This window comes from uncultured Streptococcus sp. (assembly GCF_963516515.1).
Lineage (GTDB): Bacteria > Bacillota > Bacilli > Lactobacillales > Streptococcaceae > Streptococcus.
Window position 1 is genome coordinate 73982 of record NZ_CAUQCJ010000001.1, and the last position, 23009, is coordinate 96990.

A 23009-nucleotide genomic window follows, 5' to 3' on the forward strand; every position below is an offset into this window, starting at 1 on the left:
TTTTAATCTCTTTACGAACATTCTAATCGCTATCTGAATTTTTCAAATCCTAGATAGAAAGTCTGTAGCTAGACTAGTCATTTTCCTCTTTTTTAGCTTTCAAACCGAGGCCACCTAATAGTCCTGCCAAGGCGAGTCCAAAGAATCCAATAGTAGCCATTGATGTTTGAGCTTCACCGGTATATGGAAGCATGTCTTTTTGATCTTTCATTTGATCAGCCATCATTGGATTTGACACCTTATTATTAGCTGCCATCTTGTCTTCATTAGGCATTTTGCTTGAGGCTGCTGGAGCTTGGTCTTGTTTCATGCTTGGTGTTGCCATAGGCTGACTAGCATTCATGGTTTTGTCCTGCTCTTTATTAGGCATCATCTTATCCTGGCTAGCAGCTGGCATTTGAGATTTCATCTCATCTTGATTGGCACTTGGCATTTGAGCGTTCATCTTAGACGCATCTTGATGACTATTCATCATTGGAGCCGGCATAGCTGAACCATTCGAAGATGGGACGAAGCCTGATTGCATCGGAGTAAGAGACTGATGTCCATTCAAGTTCACTGTCAATTCTTTAGTCGCTACAAGGTTGCTCAAGTCTGCTTTGCCATCTTTAACACCGTACACCTTGATAGTAGCTTTATAACTTTGAGTGCCGTTTTGTTTCAAGAGATCTAGAAGCTCTTTATCAGATTTACCTTGAGTACCGGCCAAATCCACTTCGTAGAAGTAGAGGCCTTTGCCCAATTTTTCTACTGGCGGGAGAGCGGGATTTTTAGCTGAACCGTTGTCTGACCATGGAGCCTTGTCTGAGGCTTTCAAAATCAGACGAGTTAACATACCGTCACCTGCGAAGAATTCATATGGGATGACTTGGTTGACACCAGCTGTGAATGGGCCTGGGAAGTTAGCTTTGTCCAAGTAAGTGGCTGGAACATCTACTGTGTCTTTGGTATTGTCAGCCACGCCTTTTTGAACTTCGGCTGGAGTAGTTAAGCCATTCAAGTTGACATCCAAATCTTTAGTCGCTACGAGGTTGCTCAAATCGGCCTTGCCATCTTTAGCGCCGTACACTTTGATAGTTGCTTTATAGCTTTGAGTGCCGTTTTGTTTCAACAAGTCTAACAAATCTTTATCAGATTTACCTTGAGTCCCTGCCAAGTCCACTTCATAGAAGTAGAGGCCCTTGCCCAATTTTTCTACTGGTGGAAGGGCGGGATTTTTAGCTGAACCGTTGTCTGACCATGGAGCCTTATCAGAAGCTTTCAAGATGAGACGAGTCAACATACCGTCTCCGGCGAAGAATTCATATGGAATAACTTGGTTGACACCAGCTGTGAATGGGCCTGGGAAGTTGGCTTTATCCAAGTAAGCAGCTGGAACGTCTACTGTATCTTTGGTATTCTCAGCCACACCTTTTTGTACTTCAGCTGGGGTAGTCAAGCCGTTCAAATTGACATCCAAATCTTTAGTGGCTACGAGATTGCTCAAGTCTGCCTTGCCATCTTTTGCACCGTATACTTTGATAGTAGCTTTATAGCTTTGCGTACCATTTTGTTTCAAGAGGTCAAGAAGCTCTTTATCAGATTTACCTTGAGTCCCTGCCAAATCCACTTCGTAGAAGTAAAGGCCTTTGCCCAAGTTTTCTACTGGTGGGAGGGCAGGATTTTTAGCTGAACCGTTGTCTGACCATGGGGCCTTGTCTGAGGCTTTCAAAATCAGACGAGTCAACATACCGTCACCTGCGAAGAATTCGTATGGAATGACTTGGTTGACGCCAGCTGTGAATGGACCAGGGAAATTGGCCTTGTCCAAGTAGGTAGCTGGAACATCTACTATGTCTTTAGTATTGTCGGCTACGCCTTTTTGGACTTCAGCTGGAGTAGTTGCTGGTTGCACTTCACTTGCTTCACGGTCTTGTCCAGAAACTGTAGGCGCAGGATTTGTCGCAGGTTTAAGCGCATCTTCTGTTTCTTTCTTAGATTCTGGTTTTGCTTGCACTTCTTCTTTGGGTGCTACCACTTGGTCTTTATCAGCTACATTCACTTTTTCTGGAGAGTTTGTAGTATCCAAACTTGCTTTAGGTGTTGAGTCTGCCTGTTCTGAAGGAAGAGCTGTATCGACTGCTTCTTTGAGAAGTTCTGCTGGTAAGTCGCTCTTTTCACTCACCGAAGTAACGTCTGGCACAACTTGAGCAGGGGTCGGATTGACCACATCGGCACGTACAGAACTTGGCTGACCAACTAGGACAAAAAAGCCACTGGCTACAACAACTGAGGCAACACCGACACTAAGACGGCGAATAGACCAACGAGTATATCTTTGATTTGGATTGAATTTCATAGGATTCTCCTTAGAGTTTTTCTTTATTTGATGACTCTAGTATAATCTCCTAAAATTAAAAAGGATTAAGAAAATGTTAAAATTTTTCTTAAATCCCTCTTATAAAATACTTATATTAATTTTTTTACAAATTTAATTCTGCCAAATCATCTAGATACTGGTTGTTAATGACCGCCAAGATATAGGCATCTGCTTTCAAGAGGTCATTGGGTCCAAATTGGACATCCAGCGGTGAATTTTCTTGTTCACGAAATCCTAGGACATTGAGGTTGTATTTGCCACGTAAATCTAGCTGGCTCAGGCTTTGACCTGCCCAAACACTCGGAATCTTCATCTCCACGATAGACACATTTTTATCCAGCTGAAAGACATCAACATTGTTATGAAAGAGAATGGTCTGCGCTAGAGACTGCCCCATTTCATACTCAGGTGAAATCACCGAGTCAGCACCGATTTTTTCTAGTACTTTCTTGGCTGTCTGGCTTTTGACCTTGGCAATAACCCTTGGTACACCTAGACTCTTACAATGCATAACTGCAAGCACACTCGACTCCAGATTTTCCCCTGTTGCGACTACAACCGTATCACAGGTATCAATTCCTGCAGTTCGGAGGAGTTCCTCATCTGTAATATCACCCACAACTCCACGCGCCAAAACTGGCTCAAATTGATTGATGTGCTCTGCATGGTCATCAATGGCAATGATATTCATATCTTGCTTGGCGAGGGCCGTCAGGACACTACTCCCAAAAATCCCCAAACCTAAAATTCCAATCGTACGATCTGACATCATTCTTCCTTTCTTATCCAATACTAATATCTGCTTTCATATACTGAATCAAATCTTTCTTATCAGGCTGGTAATCTGCTAGACTGACCAGCAAGGTCAAGGGACCGATACGGCCGATAAACATGAGCACCATGACAATGCTAAGAGCTAGCTTGCCCAATTCTGGTGTCAGATTTGCCGTTACCCCAACTGTCGCAAGAGCTGAAATGGTCTCAAACATGAGGTAAATAAATCGCGGTGTTCCTTCTGCTGTAATTCCCAACAACATCAAGCCCAACAAGAAGGTCATCAAAAAGATAATGAAGACACTAAAGGATTTTTGGACTGTGCGAGCCTCAATGGTTCTCTGCGCAACATTGGTATGAGGTAAGCCCAGCAATTCACTACGGGCAAAGACCAACAAGACAAAGAAAGTTGTAATCTTGAGCCCCCCAGCCGTTCCTCCAGGTGCCCCACCCAGAAACATCTGTAGGGTATAGATAAACAAGGTCACAGGCCGAGCTTGTGTATAGTCAATAGAGGCAAAACCAGCCGTTCTCATGCTGACAGTTTGGAAAAAGCTAACCAACACTTTCTCTGGAACACTGAGATTACCAATGGTTCCTGGATTGTGCCACTCCGTAAAGAGTGTAGATACTGTCCCAAACAGCAAAATCCCTGCAGTCAAGAAGAGGACTAGCTTGGTGTGGAAACGCAGACGGCGTTTTTTCTTCTTGTCAAACTGGGTTGCCAAGTCAAACCAGACCATAAAGCCAAGACCACCTGTGATAATCAAGCCAGCAATGACCAGATTGATCAAGGGATCCGTCTGAAAAGCCACTAAACTGCTACTGCCGAAATTATCAAAACCAGCATTACAAAAGGCTGAAATGGCTAAAAAGATAGAGGTGAAAATGCCTCGTCCCCAGCCGAACTCAGGAATAAAACGGAAACTAAGAAGAAAAGCTCCCAAACCCTCTACCAGAAAAGTCGTCAAAAAGATGGAACGCATAAAAGACTTCAAAGACTTACTTTCCCCATAACTAAAACTCTCCTGAATGGTTTCACGACTACGCAGACTAAGCTTTTGCTTGCCTTGGATATAAAAAATCCCGATAAAGGTCATGAGCCCCAGACCACCAATCTGTATCAAGAGCATACAAATCAACTGCCCCCAGACATTATAGGTAGTAGCCACTGGTTGCGTAAAAAGGCCAGTCACACAGACCATGGACACCGTCGTAAAGAGATGGTCAAAATAAGTAGCCTGCGAACCACTCGCCTGAACAAAAGGCAAACTCAAAAGGAGAGAACCTATAAAAATAACTCCAGCGAAACTTAAAAAGATACGACGAGCTGGCGAAAGTCCACCCAAGGCCCTTTCAATTTTTTTCACAAATAATTTGAATAACATACATCCATTGTACCATAAAAAGTAGGAGAGTAGCTATATATGAAAGGCTATCTCAAGGCAGAGTTCCAAGGCCTTCTCGAAAGCTTCTGAACCCCAGTCACGACTATCGTACTGGTCCAAGTCTGCTAAAGAATCAGCTGTAAACAACAACTCTCCCCAGAGAACCCCACGCAGTTGGGCTACTGCCGCAAGCGCAGAACACTCCATCTCCACAACAGCACAGCCTTCTTCCTTACGATAAGCCACCTTTTCAGCCGTTTCTCGGTAAAAACCGTCTGTCGTCCAGGTCATGACTTCTTCATAGGGAATCCCTCTGGCTTCCAACACTCGCTCAATGGCAGCAATAGCCTCTGCCTGAATTTCCATATAACGAGAAGCTGCCACATAGTGATAACTAGCTCCTTCATCTCGCAGAGCCCGAACAGGGACTAGAAAGGCATTTTCCTCTATATCAGCCAGCACACCACAAGTTCCAGTGGAAATAATCTGCTCCACACCATAGCCAATCAACCAATCCATAAACTGGGCTGCTGGAGCTGAACCGACAGGAGCCTGAGCCAGACAAATTTCCTCGCCCTTGTAGTTCACGACATAGACTGGATAGATCTTAGTGGCTGAAACGAATTCGCCGACACAGTTCGCCCCTACTTCCCTCGCATAACGGTCAATCTCTTCACCTAAAAATGCATAGACACACTTCTTGGGCAAGTGCAAGTCCAGCCCCTCGTGATTGGGCATGATGACCGCCTGAGGATTGTCATCAAACTCTAAAATAGGAATCGCATGTTTCTGAATCATAGCCCACCTCCTCTGATTTTGTACTATTGTATCAAAAGATGACAGAGTGTCAAGTAGGGGGCTAATGAACTGAGTCAGTAAACAAAGGCGGGTAGCCTAACAATTGTAACTTTGAAAGCTACAATTGTAAAATCACTCGTAATATATCAATCTATCACCGATATAAAAAGGATAACATTTCTCTTAGAATGCTATCCTTTTTTGTTTATCCTCGTCCGCCAAGGGCTGGTCCGCCACCCTGAGGACCTCCATTTGGTCCGCCGCCTCCAGGCATAGAATTGACAATATCTGTTTGTTTTTCGCCGTTGATGTAGATATCCCCACCTGTGTAAGTCGCTGTTCCATCAAAATCAAACCCTGATTGTCCTATCAATTTAATGGTTCCACCGGTAACCGTGATATTCCCGTTTGAGTCAATTGGATCTGTGTCCCCTTGACCGACTTCTACAGTTAGATTGCCCCCTGTCATAGTAAAGTAAATATCACTTTGCTGGGCATTTTTATTAGCTGCATTGACTCCATCATCTGTCGAGTAGACATTGATATCACCACCATTGATCGTAATGCCTTTTCCTTCAATTCCTTCAGTCGCATTCTTGACTGTGTAAGTACCGCTATCAATCACTAGGTTGCCAGAAGCGTGAATACCGTCATCTCCTGCTGTGACTGTTATGGTATTGTTAGCCAAATACATATTTCCGACAGTCATATCGTCATCATTATCAACTTTAACACCATCTTCCTTGGCATCGATGGTCATGGTTGTACCAGTGATGTTGAGTTCATCATTGACATTAAAGGCATCGCCAACTGATGTGATGTTAAAGGTTCCACCCGTGATGTGGAGGGTGTCGTTAGCCTTGATAGCATTGCTTTTCTTGCCATCTACAGTAAGAGTACCTGAGCCATTGATGGTCAAATCAACCTTTGAAAAGAGAGCGGCATTTGCCTTTTCATCACTGTTAGAGCTTGAGTCTGAGAGACTGTTTGTTGTCCCTTCTGCTAAACTGAGGTAGACATGACCTGCGCTTGTAGCCGAAATAGCTGCATCTGTATTGGTCATGCTTGCACCTTTGAGAACAAGTTTCACATCATCAGACTTATCAGCTGCGATTTTAATTTGCACACCGTCAGACTGACCAGAAATGACATAGGTACCTGCTTTTGAGATAGTCACTGTTGAGCCAGAAACTGTCACACCGTCTCCAGAGACACTTGCAGATGAGCCTGACAATTCAATCTTAGAGGCTGTATTTTCATCATAAGAAGTGTCGTAGTCCTTTTCTGTAAAGTAAGAAGATTGACTGTTTTTAATTGAAGTTGTGATAGCAGTAGTATCTGCCGCTGCAGTTGTACTTGACTTGGTCATTGACTGCCCACAAGCTGTCATCAAGGTCAAAGCTGTTAAACTGGTTAAGATTAGAGTCCATTTTTTTGATTTCATACCTTTTTCCTCACCTTCATTTAGCTTGACCTTAGTTTACAGGGGAAGTCTGAAAAAACTCTAAACTTTTTCTGAAAGTTTTCTTAAGTTCAGTTTTATTTAAGTTATCTTTAACAAAAGTTTTAGGAAAGTTCCCTAGACTAGTCACAAGCAAGTCCAACTTGCCCAGACACATATATCTTCTAATAAGATAGTGTGCTGAAACAGTTTGATAAAGGAGACAAGATTTATGAAACCAATTGAAACATGCTTTAAACGAATTGAAACCAAATATGTCGTTGCCAAGACTGACTTGGCTGATTTAATAGAAGACTTAAAAACATACCTCGTCGAGGATGATTATCCAACTTCGACCATTTCCAACATCTACTTTGATACAGAGCAATTTGATATGATTCAGGAGGATGGTCAAGGTACTAAGCGTAAAGAAAAGATTCGGATGCGAACCTATCTCAGTCAAGTCCAGCCTGATAGTCAGGTATTTTTAGAAATCAAATCTAAGGACAGAGCTGGTGTCGGACGAAAATATCGTCTCTTATCGACTCCCCAGTCTATCACCCAGTTTATGACCAAGGGACAGCTGGATAGCAGTATCAAGGACCGAATGATGATTGAAAAAATTCAGCAACTCCAAGAGGAATATCAGCAAGCCATTATCCCTCGTATGTATATTTACTACGACCGTTTTTCTCTCAAAGAAAAGAAAGAAATTAGCGGATTTCCCTACAATAAAATTCGTGTCACCATTGACCAAAATCTAACCTATCGTGATGAGAATGTCAGTTTATTCTCAGGAAAGGATGGTTTTCCTCTACTAAACGAGGACATTGTCATCATGGAAATTAAAGCACCGGGCAGAAAACCCCAATGGCTACAAGATATTCTCGACCAATATGGACTGGTAGAGCAGAAATTTTCAAAATACAGCTGCGCCTACCACAAGTCTCAAGGGCTAGACTATAGCCCACGACCAAGCACAGAAAGTGTAGGTACTACTTATGTCTAATCTTTTCAACTCTATTTTCAACGACACAACTGCTACTGCCAATCCTATCCAGCTCTTTCTGGCTCTCTTGGTCAGCCTGATTTTAGGTTTGGCGCTGACCTGGGCTTACAAACACCGTACCCTCTATACACGGGAATTTGCTGTTAGTTTGACCCTACTCCCCTGCTTGATGACCTTGGTCATCTTTCTGGTAAATGGCAGCCTAGGAACCTCTATCGCTGTTGCAGGAACCTTTAGCCTCATTCGTTTCCGTTCAGCCACCAGTGGCTCACGGGAACTAATTGCTATCTTCCTTGCTATGATTATCGGGCTGGCAGCAGGGACAGGCTACCTAGCTCTAGCGGTTCTCTTCACTGTCTTTATCTTAGCAGTATGGCTTCTTTTAGAGAAGCAACAAAGCAAGAGCAATCACCAACGTCGCAGACTATTGACCATCACAATTGCGAACCAGGATAAGCAACTTCAAACTATCCAATCTGGGCTGACACAATTCTGTACTGAGTTAGACCTCATCTCGATTGATACTAGCGATGATGGAGAACAAGTCACCACTGTCTATGAAGTGGATTTCAAGGCTCAAACCGATGACTTCCAAATCATCAATTATCTCACTAAAGAACAGGATACTTACCAGGTTTCCCTGACCAAAAATGCCAAGAAAAGAAAGAATTTGTAGAACTTCTAGCGTAAAACCTGATTTATTATAAAAGGCATCCTATCAACGTTTTTTAAACACTTGATAGGATGCCTTTTTCTTATCTTAAAAACTTTTTACCAATCGCTTTATTTTACAGGTATCTCCTTAATCACGCGCGCAGGATTGCCACCTAGGACAAGGTTGTCGCCAAAGGACTTGGTGATCACATCCTGTCTATCTTGCTAAACGAATACGAGTCACGATTCCGTCTGGATCTGTGATTTCCAACTGGCTAGATGTCAGCCACTTAACTGGTGCATCAACTTCTTGCGCTCGCTGGGCAATCGTTAACAGTTCTTCTTTACGAGCGACTTCAATGACATAGTAGGCTAAACCTGGCAAACCTGCCTTACGCGGAGCCAGATTTTTTCCTCCCCATTCGTTGACTGCCAAATGATGATGATAATCTCCAGCCGCAATCCAACTAGCACTAGGCACACTGAATTTATCCTCTAGTCCTAACACTTTTTGATAAAACTGGCTGGACTTTCGACTATCCTTGACGGAAAGATGGATATGCCCCATTCTCGTACCTTCTGCTAGGATAAAGGGCTCTACTCTTTCCCCCAACTCATAGATATCCTGCGCCGCAAGAGCCTCTGTCACCCCGATAATGCGTCCATCTTCTCGAATATCCCATGTGGAAACTGGCTTATCTCGATAGAGCTCGATGCCATTCCCCTCCAAATCCTCCAAGTAAAGAGCCTCACTGTAACCGTGATCTGCACCGCCAACAAGAGGAATCTGTAAATCTGTCAGGTGTTTCAAGACATCAGCCAAAGCCTTTCGTGTCGGCAAGAGAATGGCCAGATGGTAAAGGCCATAATGTTCCCTTACTTCTCCACTCTCTTGTGCTTGAATCAGCTGTACCAAGGCTTTTCCACCCAGGCCTAGAACTACCTCTGTCTCAGTTTGAGATAAGATTTCTAAACCAATAACTTGCTGATAAAAGGCTGTTTGACTTGCCAAATCCTTTACATTTAAAACTACCTCTGCCAAATAAATGTGGCTCTTGTATTCATAGGTCATAAATAGTCCTCTTTTCTGTTGTAATATTTTTTGTTACAACTATTATATCATTCCCATCAAGAAAGTCAAGCCAGACAACTTGAAGCCTCTATTCTAACAAAAAGAGATCAATGTTCTCCATCAACCTCTTTCTTATCATTTATTCTTTTTACTAAGTAAGATGAATACTTTACCTATGACTTACTATTTTCAGCCTAGTTTACCCACTCACCATTGCCATTTACATAGTAACCATCTGGTGTTGTTGTGCTGACTGCCAAAGCTCCTGAACCATATGCATAGTACCAGTATTGACCAACTTTAAACCAACCTGTCTTCATGATACCTGATTGATCAAGATAATACCAAGTACCATTTTCCTTATACCAGCCTGTCTTCATAGCTCCTGAGCCATCAAAGTAGAACCATCTGCTACCATCTGTTCCCCAGCCTGTAAACATCGCGCCTGAATTATCAAGGAAATACCATGTTCCATCAACTTCTACAAATCCAGTCTGCATGACACCTAAATCATTCAAGTAGTACCATTTACCACCTGTTTTCACCCAGCCTGTCTTCACATCACCAGACTCATAAAAATACCATTTACCATTAGATTGCACCCAGCCAGACTGACTAGATGTAGATGTTCTAAAATCTTTCAACGATTTTTCTACAACTGTAGCTTTACTTTTAACGGTTGAAAGATTTGATGCAGTCACTTCTGTATATTGAATAGCAGAACCATAGCCACCAGCCAATTCTTCTGAAGATGCATCATCACCTAAAGCTAGAGAAATCGTTGCTACTTGCTGAGAGCTGGCTGCATTTTTAAAGGCCGCGAGACCCACATAGGTAAATTTAGAATTGACCAAAACCTCATAATAACCTGTAAATTCTTTAGAGGTTCCAGCCTTCTTTTTCGCTACATAATTCGCCTTCTCAGCATGCCAGTTTTCAATTGCTTTTAGAAAACCTTCATAGTTCACATCTAAAGCTTCTCCTCTTATACTATTACTAGATGGAAAAGCAGTCCAGATTTCTTTAGTAGAAAGACGCTCAGGTTTCAAAGCTACTGACACCTCAGTAGCGCGTACAAAAGCAGTTTTCTCAAGATCAGTAGACCATTTAACAGGGACATACTTATCTACCAAACCTTCATCAGCTGCTTCCTTACGAATCTTATTAATCGCATCCAAAATAGCTTGTTTGTTTGGAGTCAAAAATTCTCCCTTGATTCCGACCAAAACGTTGCCACTAGAAGGTTTTAGCACCTCTGAGGTCAATACATTTTCATTTTTACCATTAATAGATTGTGTTGCCACCAATCTGTCATTCGCAAAAACATCAGTTGTCAAAACTGCTCCAGCCAAGGTCAAGGCCAAGGCACTGGCAAATACAATTTTCTTCATTGTTTACTCCTTATATCTTTTGAATCGTATCTTGATAAATACTTCTCAACACATAATTATATCATATTTTCCTATTCTTTGTCCGTTTCTACTAATACTATTCTATTAAAAACTCATCACTATTCTGCAAGAGTAGAAGCTTTCATTCCTTTATTTCACAACAAGCTCATAACGTGTCTTACTTGTGAAGGTTTGACCGGCTTTGAGAATGACTTGGTCTCTGAGGTCACTGTGAATGGCATCTGGTAAAGCTTGCGCTTCAAGGGCAATTCCATTGTGCTGTACCATTGACTGACCTCCTATGATGACACTTTCATCCACAAAGTTTGCTGTGTAGACCACAAAGCAAGGAGCCTCTGTCTTGAAAAGTAGAAAGCGACCTGAGTTTTGGTCATAAAGGAAACCAGCATTGTCATGACCTATAGGAAGAGCAAATGGATGATCTAAACCTGATACAAGCTGGATTTGCTCATCTTCTTCTGCAAAGATATCCTTCAACAAAGCACCATTGTAGATGTGTTTAACCGCATCACGATTTGCCTCTGGAGTTTTGGCAGGAACACCGTCGGGAGCGATTGGGTAAATCCCCTCTGTGTTTAATTGGAAGACATGGCGGTCAACTGTCTGCGTGAAATCCCCAGACAAGTTGAAATAGCTGTGGTTAGTTGGATTGACCAGCGTATCCTGATCTGTCGTCACCTTGTAGCTGATTTCGTAAGCACCAGTTTCTTCCAAGTGGTAGCTGATCCAGATCTTGAGATTCCCAGGAAATCCTCCTGTGCCATCTGTACGCTCTGTATAGAGAGTCAAGCCATAGTCACTCACTTCAACTAGTTCAAACAAGCTCGAATCCCAACCTGTTGAACCACTGTGGTTGCAGTTGCTAGCATTATTAACCTCAAGGTCATAGGTCTGGCCATTGAGCTCAAAGGTCGCACCTGCAATACGGCCTGCCACAGGACCTACGCTAGCTCCATGCTTGGGACTATTGCCCACATAGCTATCAAAGTCATCAAATCCCAAGATAACGTTGGCAAAATTTCCAGCCTTGTCAGGTGTAACATAACGCAAGATAGTCGCACCATAAGTCATAACCTCAAGCTGGTAGCCGCCGTCCGTTTCAAATCGATAGGCCAAGACATCCTTGCCCTCAACATTTCCAAATACACGCTCTGTGTATGCTTTCATTCTGTTCTCCTTTTACTATTTCTCTCAAGCAAACAAACCATAGAAAGCACCTTGACAATCTATGGTTTATCTGATAATTTACAAATCCTCTTTCAAGAATTCATAAATACTGGCTTACTTTTGATATTCGTGGATGATCACACCTTGTACTACACGGTTTACAGTACCTGTAGGAGATGGTGTATCAGGTTTATTTTCTACCTTGAGTGAAGTCAATAGAGCAAAGAGTTGGGCATAAACGATGTATGGGAAGACACGGTAAATATCATTCAAGACACCGCCACAACCAAGGGCCACTTCTTTGACATTTTCAAGACCAAAGGCTTGATCACTCAAAAGCACAACACGACGAGCGATACGGTCACCAGCCACTTCACGAACCAAGTCCAAATCGTACTTGCGAGTGTAGTCTGTTGTTGTACCAAAGACCAAAACAACGGTATCTTCGTTGATCAATGATTTTGGACCGTGACGGAAGCCGACTGGGCTTTCATACATGGTCGCAACCTGACCAGCAGTCAGTTCCAAAATCTTGAGCTGAGCTTCATGAGCAAGTCCGAAGAATGGACCAGCACCTAGATAGATGACACGGTTAAAGTCTAAATCAACAAGCTCTTTGACATCTTCTGCCTTGTCTAGAACTTTACGGGCAAGACTAGAAACAACTTCAAAACGTTCAGCTTTCACAGCAAATTCTGTAGGATCAAAGACCAAGAGAGCTGTCAACATCATAGACGTAAAGCTAGAAGTCATGGCAAATCCAGCGTCATTAGAAGCAGCTGGTTGCAAAAGCAAGAGATTGCGGTCATCTCCATGAGCTTGAAGAGCCAATTTCCCATCTGCTGCACAAGTAATCGTCACTTGATAAAGCTCATCCACCAAGGCTTTGGCCAAATCAACAGTCGCCACACTTTCAGGCGAATTCCCACTACGAGCAAAGGATACAAGGACAGTCGCCACATCTTTTTTCAAATAAGTTTCTGGATTGGCAACGATATCTGTTGTCGCAATAGCATTGAAATTCCATTTGCGTTCGTCATAGACTTCCTTAAAGTAAGGTACCAAGGTATCTCCCACATAAGCAGAAGTCCCAGCACCTGTCAAGATGACCTTGATATAGTCATGTTTATCAGCAATCCCTTGTAGGAAGGCTGCAATTTCTTCACGTTTTGCTTGATAAGATTCAAAAGCTTCTTTCCATACATCAGGCTGTTGGTAGATTTCACGTGTAGTGATTTCTGCACCCAATTCGATCAAGTCTTCTTTTGTGTAATGTAGCATTGAGTTCCTCTTTTTCTATTAAATATGGGAATGGGAGTAAGCCCCATTCCCATGTATATTCTATATAAAATGCTCTAACGATTTTCACGTTGTCACATCGTATACTCAATGAAAATCAAAGAGCAAACTAGGAAACTAGCCGCAGGCTGCTCAAAGCACTGCTTTGAGGTTGCAGATAGAACTGACGAAGTCAGTAACATATACCTACGGTAAGGCGACGCTAGTATGGTTTAAAGAGATTTTCGAAGAGTATTATTCATCTTCGTCATCATCGAAGCCTGCTAACAGGTCATTAACTTTCACAATGCTTTCTGCAGCACGGCTCTTGTAGTCCGTATCTGCGCCTGTAAGGCTCGCATTGATAAATTCAATCACCATTGGAAGATTCATCCCTGCGTAAAGGTCAATATCACGACCTTCCATAATCAAACGGCTTACCACATTACATGGTGTACCGCCAAGAAGATCCGCAAAGACTAGGAAATCATCCAATCCTTCAATAGCAGCTTCAAATTTTGCAGTAAAGTCTTCTGGGCCGTCTTCTGGAAGAAGAGCCACTGCATGAATATTGTCTTGTGGACCCATGATCATTTCAGTGCTACCTTTAAGTTCTTCACAGAAGCGACCATGACTCACCAAAATTAATGATTTAGCCATAAATTATGCGCCCATTCCAAGTACAAATTTACCAAAGGCAGAAAGAGCCAAAGCAAGTACGATAATAATACCGATAGCTTTAGTAGAGTTCATACCTTTCTTACCAAGCAACCAGAAGATAAAGGCAGTAAAGATTGCTGGAAGCAAACGTGGGAAGATTTGGTTCAAGATGTCTTGGAAGTCAATCATCTTTTCACCGATTGGCAATTTATAAGAAATTTCAAAGTTGATCATTGTTGCTACAAGAGCACCCATCATGAAGACACCAAGTACAGATGCAGCGTCAATCAAAGCTGTCAAAGTACTTTGCATGTTGTTGATAAGGTTAACCCCTTCTTTGTAAGCAAATTCCAACTGTTTCCAACGGAAGATGTCATACGCTACTGCAACTGCAATCCAAAGGAAGATACCCCATGGTTGGCCAGCGATAGCCATAGTTGCTGCGATAGATCCCATGATAGCAGGTACAAGTGAACCAAAGATTGTATCTCCAAGAGGAGCGAATGGTCCCATCAAACCTGTCTTGATACCGTTAACGGCATCTTTTGAACCCACACCATCTTTTTCTTCCATGGCAAGGTCAAAACCAGCGATAATAGTATGGAAGAATGGTGAAGTATTGAAGAATTGAGTATGAACTTTCATCATTTCTTTCAATTCAGGAGTTCCATCCCCATACATTTTACGCAATTGAGGCAAGATCATGTAAAGGTAACCAGAAGCTTGCATACGTTCGTAGTTCCAACCCAATTGGAAAGTAAACAAGCTACGTTTGTTGATTTGATTAAAATCTTCTTTTGTAAGTTTGTAATTAGAATTCGTCATCTTCGATTTCCCCACTTTCTGATGGTGTAGAAGGTGCTGCTACAGCTACTTTTTGGCTATTTTTGAAGTGAAGCACTGCAAGGAAGATACCTACGATAGAGATACCAATCATAGACAAACCTTTGAAGTTGTTCACGAAACCAATTTTTTCAGCAACATCTTTAGGTAGAGTACCTACGATACCAGCAACAGCGCCACCAAGACCTGTTACGTATGAGTAAAGAACAGTCAACATAGCTGTCAAACCAAATCCCATAGCAAGGTAGTGAAGGTTACGTTTAACTGGAAGGTAACGAAGCAAGATTGCAAATCCAAGACCTGGAAGCATACGTCCTGCAAGTGTCAAACCATCTGCAACCCATTGGTATTCTTTAACGAAGTCTACAACTGATTGTACAAAGGCACCACCAAAGGCAAGGGCAAAGAAGACTGGAAGGGCACGAGATAAAGCCCAAGGAATCGCACCAAGCAAGTAGTTGCGTTCAATACCTTTATAGTCAAAGCGTTCGATTGCTGCATCCACACGGTGAGCAAAGAAAGTAGTTGTCATACGACCAAGAACGTCGAAGTAAGTCAAGAGAGCTGCTACTGGCACAGCGATTGTTGTAATCGCAAGTGCTGTATCGATACCTTGTGAAACAGAGAAGGCTGTCGCAAGAACCGCACCAGAAGTTGCGTCGATACGAGAAGCACCACCGAAGGTACCAACCCCAAGAACGAACAGCTGCAAGCTACCACCGATAAACAAACCAGTTGTCACATCTCCCATGATCAAACCAGTAATGAAACCAGCAAATACAGGGGAACCTGCAGATGAAACGATTGTCAACTCATCACAGATTTGATAAGCTGAGTACAAAGTGAGAAGTAAAATTTGCCACCATTGTATCATAACAATGACCTCCTAAAAATTTTTTCCTATTTTAATAAGCTCAAAAAGTCTGAAACTGGATCATTTGGAACCATTTGAGCAGTAAGTTTAACACCTTTTTCTGCCAATTTGTGGAAGTCTTCCACATCCTTGTCCACTACGTTGATTGAACGTGTGATGGCGCGAGTTTCTGGTGTTTGAGACATATTCCCAACATTGAGAGTTTCAAGTGGTACACCTGCTTCTACCAAACCAAGGAAACGGTCTGGTTTACGAGCAACGATAAAGAGACGTTGACTATCGTATTTTCCAGCAAGAATATTGGCTGCCGCTTTTTCAATTGGCAAAATACTCAATTTCACACCTGGTGGTGTCGCGAGTTTCAAACCACTCTTTTCAACGTCGTTGTTGACGACTTCGTCATCTACAACCATAATACGTGAAACATTTAGTTTTCCAGCCCATAGATTGGCTACTTGTCCGTGGATCAAACGTCCATCGATACGGCATCCTACAATTGTCATAAGTTTTCCCCCTTTATGTGTTTTAGTGTAGGTTTACGAGTTAAATGAATCTCTTCTTTATATTCACCCTCTGTTTCAAAGATAATGATGCGATTAGCACCCTCCTTGAGATAGCTATGAGGAATATAAAGCGAGAGAGTTGGGCCGACGTTCCAAAAACGTCCTAGATTCTGCCCATTGACAAAGGCAACTCCCTTACCAAACTCAGACAAGTCTAGGTAAGTATCTTTTGGCTCTTGGACTGTAAAGTCATAAGCGTAAAAGGCTGGTTGTCCTTCTGTCCATCCTTTTGAAAAATCAATTTTCTCAGGATTATCCAGTGGGAGTGGATAGTGTTTCCAGTTTAGTAAGAAGTGCAAATCCTTACAAACCCCTGTCCGAATTCCCTTACGTTGCGTATCCGCTAAGAACTTGTGCCCATAGTTGACACGCCCCATATTTTCTATCAATATATCCAATCTAGACAGCGCTTTCTTTTGACCTTGATAAAAAATATCTTCCCCAATCTCGGTTTGATATTGGGTTTCAACCCACTGACCATCGATATAAAGCTGAGCCCTATCTCGACCATCAATGATACGAAGTCTCTCTTCTTCTGCATCCCAGTTTGTTTCTGTTCGATAGAGTAAGTAGCCATAACTTTGTCCTAGCTCCTCCATCTTTTTAGGATAAAGGCTTTCTACAGGACTAGATAAGCTATCCAAGGTTTCAAACAAGGAAACTTTTTCAGCTAATGGAATAGCATTTACTTTCATACTCTCCTTATAGAGCGGTTCCAACTGCGGATACTCTGGGAAATGTGTCGCCATCATCTTCTTGACTGCCAAGTACTTGGCAGTTGGATTTCCTTCTTCATCCAGAAGGGCATCGTAATCATAAGATGTGACTTGTGGCAAATCCAAGGTCCCTCGAGCCGAGCAACCATTCATGAAACCAAAGTTTGTACCGCCATGGAACATGTAGAGATTGATGGAACCTTGCTCCAAAACCTCACGAACTGCATCTGCCAATTCTTTTGGATCCCGTGTGATAATCGGTTCTTTCCAACGATTGAACCAGCCATCCCAGAACTCCATACACATGAGAGGCCATTTCTTGCCATGCTCATCAAAGAATTCCTGCATCTGTGAAAAGTTATATGGAGCCTTAGAACCAAAGTTCCCTGTTACAAAGAGGTCATCTTCAATTAAGGTTCCCGCTTTCAGAGTAGCTCGCCATGGACCATCTGATGTAAAGAGGGGACAGGTTACGCCACGCTCTTCCATCAACTGTCGAATGGCTCTCAAGTAAACCTTATCTTCTCCATAAGAACCATACTCATTTTCAACCTGCATCATGAGAATATTGCCACCATTATCCAACAAATGTGGAACCAGTCTTGGCAAGAGTTGGTCATAATAGCGACTCACAGCTTCAATATAGGCTGGGTCGGATGAGCGAATTCGCATATTCTTGGTTAAAAGCCAAGCTGGTAAGCCACCGAATTCCCATTCTGCACAGATAAAGGGAGACGGACGAACTATAGCATATAGGCCCAAATCTTGTGCTATCTGGAGAAATCTCTCCAAATCCTGAGAACCTTCAAAGTTAAACTCACCTTCACGAGGCTCATGTAAATTCCAAGCTACATAAGTCTCTACTGTATTAAAACCAAGAGCCTTCAAGTTATAAAGCGAATGATACCAATCCTCTGAAGGAACTCTAAAATAATGAATGGCTCCAGATAAAATCTTAAATGCTTTTCCATCGAGATAGAAATCATCCCGTATCTCAAATCGTGTCATATTTTTACCTTCTAACAACTAAAGCTTGCGCTTTCATTTGTTGATATAGTAACTATATCTCAATATTTTGCATTTGTCAATAGGCTTTCACAATTTTTTTCATTTTTAACTAACTTTTACACAAAAAACTTATAAAAGTCTCTAATTTATAATAATAGTATCCTTTAAAAACCATGTATAAAAATGTATGATTTTCTATTAATTTCGATGTAAATTAACCTTATACCCTATTATTCTAATTTTTTTATTCAAAAGTCTACTATTCTTTTCAATTTTATGGTAAAATTTTTAGTGGAAAAGGAAAATCGAGGTGAAAATATGGCAATTCCAAAGTATCAATATATTAAAGATGAGTTGAAGAACAAAATCATTTCTGGCCAATTTGCCAGTGGAGATAAATTCTACACTGAAGCAGAATTGATTGCAATGTATGATGTAAGTTCTATAACCGTTGTCCGCGCCTTAAACGACCTTGCCAAAGATGGCTATATTGTCCGTCAACAAGGAAAGGGTACATTCGTTTCACGCGCACGCAAACACAAACTCGTAGAGTTTTCAGATGTAGAAGTTTTTGAAACTAAAGATGATAAAGTTACTGTCCTTTCTATTGAACGTGGCAACAAATTAAACTACTTAGAAAAACTTGGACTACGTGGTGATCAGTTCTACTACAAGATTGAACGTGTACGCGAAACAAATGGTGTCGCATACATCTACCACACATCTTACATTCCAGAACAATACATCAACGCAAATTATCCAAATCTTGAATATTATAGCTCTATCTATAACCGTTTCAAATTGGATTACCACATTCACATGAATGATGAACATTTTGAAGAAATCAATGAAATAGCATTTCCAACTCCAGAACATGCGGCTTCAGTCCTCGGAGTTGATGAGCAATTCCCAACCGTCTTACAAACCAAGACTACTAAGCTAGAGTCTACTGGTCAAGTTCTTGCATACAGCGAAACTTATAAACGAGCGGATTACTACAAGATCAAATTCATTTCATGTGATCGTGATCACTAAGAAGAAAGCCTGAGCCTAAGCGCTTGGGCTTTTCTATATATATTAAAGCACAAAAAAGCGACTATGAAAACGCTATTAATACTCAATGAAAATCAAAGAGCAAACTAGGAAACTAGCCGCAGGCTGTACTTGAGTACGGCAAGGCGACGTTGACGTGGTTTGAATTTGATTTTCGAAGAGTATAAATATATTTATTTGTAGCACTTGTACTAAAAATAAGTTAAAAATCACTGATTTTTCCTTGATTTTACCTTCTTATACAAATTGCTATTTCCAAAATCTTATGATTTCCTCCGTTTATTATAGTTATTATATAAATTTATTTGACTTTTTACTATATAGATAATAAAATTAAATTGGTTTTATGTAAACGTTATCAAAATAGTTGTATCAAGGAGGTTTTATCATGAAACTAAACAAGAAACAGCGTTTCTCAATCCGCAAGTATGCGGTCGGAGCAGCTTCTGTACTGATAGGCTTTACCTTCAGTGCTCAAGCCGTATCTGCAGATGGACTCACACCCGCACCAAAAGCTCCTGAAACTTTGCAAGCTGTACCGGATAGACCACAAACATCAGAAGCACCAATCCAAGATAAAAAAGAAAAACTTGCAGAACAAGCTGATAAAACTGTAAAAGATGAAGTCAAAACTGAAAAGGAGGCTGTTAACACAGTCCTTCCAAAAACAGAAAATGCAGTAGCACCAATAGTGACAGAACATGCCAGCCCAGCCCCCACTATGGAAGCAGAAAGCGCAACTCAAGTGGAAAAAAGCGCAGAGAGTGCCAATACCGAGAAGAAAAACGAGCCTGCTACTCCTGCTGTACTCGCTCCGACTACTGAACGTGCCACTCAAGGAAATGAAAAACTAGCGAAAAAGAAAATTGTTTCTATTGATGCTGGACGTAAATATTTCTCACCAGAACAGCTCAAGGAAATCATCGATAAAGCGAAACATTATGGCTACACTGATTTACACCTATTAGTTGGAAATGATGGGCTCCGCTTCATGTTGGACGATATGAGCATCACAGCTAACGGCAGGACCTATACGAGTGACGATGTCAAACGTACCATTGAAAAAGGTACAAATGATTATTACAACGATCCAAACGGTAATCACTTAACAGAAAGTCAAATGACAGATCTGATTAACTATGCCAAAGATAAAGGTATCGGTCTCATCCCAACAGTAAATAGTCCTGGTCACATGGATGCGATCCTCAATGCCATGAAAGAATTAGGAATCCAAAACCCTAACTTTAACTATTTTGGGAAGGAATCAGCCCGTACTGTAGATCTTGACAACGAACAAGCAGTCGCTTTTACAAAAGCCCTTATCGATAAATATGCTGCTTATTTCTCGAAAAAGACTGAAATATTCAACATCGGACTTGATGAATATGCCAATGACGCAACAAACGCTAAAGGTTGGACTGTCCTTCAAACAAAAGGAAAATATAGTAAATTCATCACTTACGCTAATGATCTTGCTCACATCGTCAAGTCGCACGGCCTCAAACCAATGGCCTTCAATGATGGTATCTACTATAATAGTGATACTAGCTTCGGAACTTTTGACAAAGATATCATCGTTTCAATGTGGACTGGTGGTTGGGGAGGTTACGACGTCGCTTCTTCTAAACTTCTAGTAGAAAAAGGTCACCAAATCCTAAACACTAACGATGCTTGGTACTATGTTCTTGGGCGAAATGCAGATGGCCAAGGTTGGTACAACCTTGATCAAGGCTTAAACGGTATCAAGAACACTCCAATCACTTCGGTACCAAAATCCGACGGTGCAACTATTCCATTCATCGGTGGTATGGTAGCTGCTTGGGCTGACACTCCATCTGCACGTTATTCACCGTCACGCCTCTTCAAACTCATGCGTCAATTCGCAAATTCTAATGCTGAATACTTCGTAGCTGATTATGAGTCTGCAGAACAAGCACTTAACGAGGTACCCAAAGACCTTAACCGTTATACTGCAGAAAGCGTCGCAGCAGTTAATGAAGCGACAAAAGCTATCCGTTCGCTTGATAGTAACCTCAGCCGTGCCCAACAAGACACGATTGACCAAGCAATTGCAAAACTTCAAGAAGCAGTCAGCAATTTGACCTTCACACCAGAAGCTCAAAAAGAAGAAGATGCTAAACGTGAAGTTGAAAAACTTGCCAAAAACAAGGTAATCTCAATCGATGCTGGACGCAAATACTTTACTCTTGACCAGCTCAAACGCATCGTATATAAGGCTAGTGAGCTCGGATATTCTGATGTCCATCTCCTTCTAGGAAATGACGGACTTCGCTTCCTACTCGATGATATGATCATCACTGCCAACGGAAAAACCTATACAAGTGATGATGTCAAAAATGCTATCATCCAAGGAACAAAAGCTTACTACGATGATCCAAACGGGACTGCACTTACACAGGCAGAAGTGACAGACCTAATTGAATACGCTAAATCCAAGGGCATCGGTCTCATCCCAGCGATTAACAGTCCAGGTCACATGGATGCTATGCTGGTTGCCATGGAAAAATTAGGTATTAAAAATCCTCAAGCCCACTTTGACAAAGTCTCCAAAACAACTATGGACTTGAGAAACGAAGAAGCGATGAACTTTGTAAAAGCCCTCATCGGTAAATACATGGACTTCTTTGCAGGTAAAACAAAAATTTTCAACTTTGGTACTGACGAATACGCTAACGACGTGACTAGTGCCCAAGGCTGGTACTACCTCAAATGGTATCAACTCTATGGCAAATTTGCCGAATATGCCAACACCCTCGCTGCCATGGCCAAAGAGAGAGGTCTTCAACCAATGGCCTTCAACGATGGCTTCTACTATGAAGACAAGGATGATGTTGAGTTTGATAAGGATGTCATCATCTCTTACTGGTCTAAAGGATGGTGGGGTTACAATCTTGCAACTCCTCAGTACCTAGCAAGCAAAGGCTACAAACTCCTCAACACCAACGGAGACTGGTACTATGTTTTAGGCAATCACAAACCAGACGAAGCTTATCCACTTTCAAAAGCAGTTGAAAATTCTGGTAAAGTTCCATTCAATCAACTTGCTTCTACCAAGTATCCTGAAGTAGATCTTCCAACAGTCGGCAGTATGCTTGCTATCTGGGCAGATAGACCAAGCGCTGAGTACAAGGAGGAAGAAATCTTTGAACTTATGACTACCTTTGCAGATCACAACAAAGACTACTTCCGTGCTAATTATAATGCTCTCCGCGAAGAAATCGCACAAATTCCTGAAAACTTAGAAGGATACAGCAAGGAAAGCTTAGACACCCTAAGTGCAGCTAAAACAGCTCTAAATTACAACCTCAACCGTAATAAACAAGCTAAAGTTGACACACTTGTAGCCAAACTAAGAGCTGCTCGCTTAGGTCTCAAACCAGCTGCAACTCACTCAGGAAGCCTGGATGAAAATGGTCTTGCACCAACTACTGAGGTAAAACCTAGACTGGATGTTCAAGAGGAAGAAATTCCATTTACCACAGTGACTCGTGAAAATCCACTCTTGCTCAAAGGAAAAACACAAGTCCTTACTAAGGGCATCAATGGACATCGTAGCAACTTCTACTCTGTGAGCACTGTTGATGGTAAGGAAGTGAAAACACTTGTAGATAGTGTCGTAGCACAGAAAGCCGTTACACAAATAGTTGAAGTCGGAACTCTGGTAACGCATGTAGGTGATGAACACAGACAAGCCGCTATTGCTGAAGAAAAACCAAAACTAGAAACCCCAAGCCAACCAACTCCATCAACTGCTCCTGCTGAGGAAAGCAAAGATCTTCCTCAAGGTCCAGCTCCTGTAGCAACAGAGAAAAAACTTCCTGAAACAGGAACTCACGATTCTGCAGGACTAGTAGTCGCAGGACTCATGGCCACACTAGCAGTCTATGGACTCACTAAAAGAAAAGAAGACTAAGTCTTT

The 23009-nt window shown here is 41.8% G+C and carries 18 protein-coding genes and 1 pseudogene; 4 read left to right on the plus strand and 15 right to left on the minus strand.

Translation table 11 applies throughout. The features are described from left to right. Positions 1-73 precede the first annotated feature (73 nt). The 5 genes from RYL77_RS00345 to RYL77_RS00365 all read right to left on the minus strand — a co-directional run bounded on the left by RYL77_RS00345 (position 74) and on the right by RYL77_RS00365 (position 6763). The gene (locus tag RYL77_RS00345) at positions 74-2338 is read right to left on the minus strand and encodes an SSURE domain-containing protein (RefSeq protein ID WP_315008985.1); all 2265 of its coding nucleotides are present in this window, start codon (positions 2336-2338) and stop codon (positions 74-76) included. A 124-nt stretch (positions 2339-2462) separates the two neighbouring features. After that, the gene (locus RYL77_RS00350) at positions 2463-3128 is read right to left on the minus strand and encodes a TrkA family potassium uptake protein (RefSeq protein ID WP_315008987.1); all 666 of its coding nucleotides are present in this window, start codon (positions 3126-3128) and stop codon (positions 2463-2465) included. 13 nt (positions 3129-3141) lie between these two features. Continuing rightward, entirely contained in the window at positions 3142-4521 is a 1380-nt protein-coding gene (locus tag RYL77_RS00355; protein WP_315008989.1) for a potassium transporter TrkG, read from the minus strand. 33 nt (positions 4522-4554) lie between these two features. Then, positions 4555-5319 (minus strand): nucleoside phosphorylase, encoded by a 765-nt coding sequence (locus RYL77_RS00360; RefSeq protein WP_315008991.1) that lies wholly within the window; start codon positions 5317-5319, stop codon positions 4555-4557. Between the two features lie 205 nt (positions 5320-5524). Beyond that, positions 5525-6763: a carbohydrate-binding domain-containing protein gene (locus tag RYL77_RS00365; RefSeq protein WP_315008993.1), complete on the minus strand. Its 1239-nt coding sequence runs from the start codon at positions 6761-6763 to the stop codon at positions 5525-5527. A 229-nt stretch (positions 6764-6992) separates the two neighbouring features. On the opposite strand from RYL77_RS00365, the gene RYL77_RS00370 reads away from it, so the two are divergent. Next, a complete protein-coding gene (locus RYL77_RS00370) occupies positions 6993-7769 on the plus strand; it encodes a polyphosphate polymerase domain-containing protein (protein ID WP_315008994.1) in 777 nt (258 codons plus the stop codon). Further along, on the plus strand, positions 7762-8445 hold the full coding sequence (locus tag RYL77_RS00375) for a DUF4956 domain-containing protein (RefSeq protein WP_315008995.1): 684 nt from the start codon (positions 7762-7764) through the stop codon (positions 8443-8445). The genes RYL77_RS00370 and RYL77_RS00375 overlap by 8 nt, the downstream gene beginning before the upstream one ends. 107 nt (positions 8446-8552) lie before the next feature. Here RYL77_RS00375 and RYL77_RS00380 read toward each other — a convergent pair. From RYL77_RS00380 to RYL77_RS00425, 10 genes and pseudogenes are all read right to left on the minus strand, one after another. Further along, positions 8553-8633, minus strand: a pseudogene (locus RYL77_RS00380) (sugar O-acetyltransferase); the annotation flags it as partial. Positions 8634-8640: 7 nt separating this feature from the next. After that, positions 8641-9495: a VOC family protein gene (locus RYL77_RS00385; protein WP_315008997.1), complete on the minus strand. Its 855-nt coding sequence runs from the start codon at positions 9493-9495 to the stop codon at positions 8641-8643. A gap of 194 nt (positions 9496-9689) precedes the next feature. After that, entirely contained in the window at positions 9690-10886 is a 1197-nt protein-coding gene (locus RYL77_RS00390) for a CAP domain-containing protein (RefSeq protein WP_315008999.1), read from the minus strand. Between the two features lie 150 nt (positions 10887-11036). Continuing rightward, the gene (locus RYL77_RS00395) at positions 11037-12074 is read right to left on the minus strand and encodes an aldose epimerase family protein (protein WP_315009001.1); all 1038 of its coding nucleotides are present in this window, start codon (positions 12072-12074) and stop codon (positions 11037-11039) included. Between the two features lie 114 nt (positions 12075-12188). Further along, the gene (locus tag RYL77_RS00400; protein WP_315009003.1) at positions 12189-13355 is read right to left on the minus strand and encodes an SIS domain-containing protein; all 1167 of its coding nucleotides are present in this window, start codon (positions 13353-13355) and stop codon (positions 12189-12191) included. A gap of 252 nt (positions 13356-13607) precedes the next feature. Beyond that, complete coding sequence (locus RYL77_RS00405; RefSeq protein WP_315009005.1) at positions 13608-14012, minus strand: PTS sugar transporter subunit IIA; 405 nt, start codon at positions 14010-14012, stop codon at positions 13608-13610. A gap of 3 nt (positions 14013-14015) precedes the next feature. Then, on the minus strand, positions 14016-14837 hold the full coding sequence (locus RYL77_RS00410; protein WP_000185286.1) for a PTS system mannose/fructose/sorbose family transporter subunit IID: 822 nt from the start codon (positions 14835-14837) through the stop codon (positions 14016-14018). After that, positions 14824-15729 (minus strand): PTS mannose/fructose/sorbose/N-acetylgalactosamine transporter subunit IIC, encoded by a 906-nt coding sequence (locus tag RYL77_RS00415; protein WP_315009008.1) that lies wholly within the window; start codon positions 15727-15729, stop codon positions 14824-14826. The genes RYL77_RS00410 and RYL77_RS00415 overlap by 14 nt, the downstream gene beginning before the upstream one ends. Before the next feature lie 26 nt (positions 15730-15755). Further along, on the minus strand, positions 15756-16232 hold the full coding sequence (locus tag RYL77_RS00420; RefSeq protein WP_000156971.1) for a PTS system mannose/fructose/N-acetylgalactosamine-transporter subunit IIB: 477 nt from the start codon (positions 16230-16232) through the stop codon (positions 15756-15758). After that, positions 16229-18016 carry a beta-galactosidase gene (locus RYL77_RS00425; protein ID WP_315009010.1) on the minus strand — a complete coding sequence of 596 codons (1788 nt, stop codon included), beginning with the start codon at positions 18014-18016 and terminating at the stop codon, positions 16229-16231. The genes RYL77_RS00420 and RYL77_RS00425 overlap by 4 nt, the downstream gene beginning before the upstream one ends. 318 nt (positions 18017-18334) lie before the next feature. Here RYL77_RS00425 and RYL77_RS00430 point away from each other — a divergent pair, with 318 nt between their 5' ends. Continuing rightward, positions 18335-19051, plus strand: coding sequence for a GntR family transcriptional regulator (locus tag RYL77_RS00430; protein ID WP_102211133.1), 717 nt, complete (start codon positions 18335-18337; stop codon positions 19049-19051). A 406-nt stretch (positions 19052-19457) separates the two neighbouring features. Next, entirely contained in the window at positions 19458-23003 is a 3546-nt protein-coding gene (gene strH / locus RYL77_RS00435; protein ID WP_315009014.1) for an LPXTG-anchored beta-N-acetylhexosaminidase StrH, read from the plus strand. Positions 23004-23009 lie beyond the last annotated feature (6 nt).

What these genes read in the sequence shown, in the direction of transcription:
- RYL77_RS00385 (WP_315008997.1), bottom strand. Translation starts at nt 9,495, where the DNA reads ATGACCTATGAATACAAGAGCCACATTTATTTGGCAGAGGTAGTTTTA.
- RYL77_RS00370 (WP_315008994.1), top strand. Translation starts at nt 6,993, where the DNA reads ATGAAACCAATTGAAACATGCTTTAAACGAATTGAAACCAAATATGTC.
- RYL77_RS00355 (WP_315008989.1), bottom strand. Translation starts at nt 4,521, where the DNA reads ATGTTATTCAAATTATTTGTGAAAAAAATTGAAAGGGCCTTGGGTGGA.
- RYL77_RS00345 (WP_315008985.1), bottom strand. Translation starts at nt 2,338, where the DNA reads ATGAAATTCAATCCAAATCAAAGATATACTCGTTGGTCTATTCGCCGT.
- RYL77_RS00390 (WP_315008999.1), bottom strand. Translation starts at nt 10,886, where the DNA reads ATGAAGAAAATTGTATTTGCCAGTGCCTTGGCCTTGACCTTGGCTGGA.
- RYL77_RS00365 (WP_315008993.1), bottom strand. Translation starts at nt 6,763, where the DNA reads ATGAAATCAAAAAAATGGACTCTAATCTTAACCAGTTTAACAGCTTTG.
- RYL77_RS00425 (WP_315009010.1), bottom strand. Translation starts at nt 18,016, where the DNA reads ATGACACGATTTGAGATACGGGATGATTTCTATCTCGATGGAAAAGCA.
- strH (WP_315009014.1), top strand. Translation starts at nt 19,458, where the DNA reads ATGAAACTAAACAAGAAACAGCGTTTCTCAATCCGCAAGTATGCGGTC.
- RYL77_RS00400 (WP_315009003.1), bottom strand. Translation starts at nt 13,355, where the DNA reads ATGCTACATTACACAAAAGAAGACTTGATCGAATTGGGTGCAGAAATC.
- RYL77_RS00415 (WP_315009008.1), bottom strand. Translation starts at nt 15,729, where the DNA reads ATGATACAATGGTGGCAAATTTTACTTCTCACTTTGTACTCAGCTTAT.
- RYL77_RS00395 (WP_315009001.1), bottom strand. Translation starts at nt 12,074, where the DNA reads ATGAAAGCATACACAGAGCGTGTATTTGGAAATGTTGAGGGCAAGGAT.
- RYL77_RS00410 (WP_000185286.1), bottom strand. Translation starts at nt 14,837, where the DNA reads ATGACGAATTCTAATTACAAACTTACAAAAGAAGATTTTAATCAAATC.
- RYL77_RS00420 (WP_000156971.1), bottom strand. Translation starts at nt 16,232, where the DNA reads ATGACAATTGTAGGATGCCGTATCGATGGACGTTTGATCCACGGACAA.
- RYL77_RS00375 (WP_315008995.1), top strand. Translation starts at nt 7,762, where the DNA reads ATGTCTAATCTTTTCAACTCTATTTTCAACGACACAACTGCTACTGCC.
- RYL77_RS00430 (WP_102211133.1), top strand. Translation starts at nt 18,335, where the DNA reads ATGGCAATTCCAAAGTATCAATATATTAAAGATGAGTTGAAGAACAAA.
- RYL77_RS00350 (WP_315008987.1), bottom strand. Translation starts at nt 3,128, where the DNA reads ATGTCAGATCGTACGATTGGAATTTTAGGTTTGGGGATTTTTGGGAGT.
- RYL77_RS00360 (WP_315008991.1), bottom strand. Translation starts at nt 5,319, where the DNA reads ATGATTCAGAAACATGCGATTCCTATTTTAGAGTTTGATGACAATCCT.
- RYL77_RS00405 (WP_315009005.1), bottom strand. Translation starts at nt 14,012, where the DNA reads ATGGCTAAATCATTAATTTTGGTGAGTCATGGTCGCTTCTGTGAAGAA.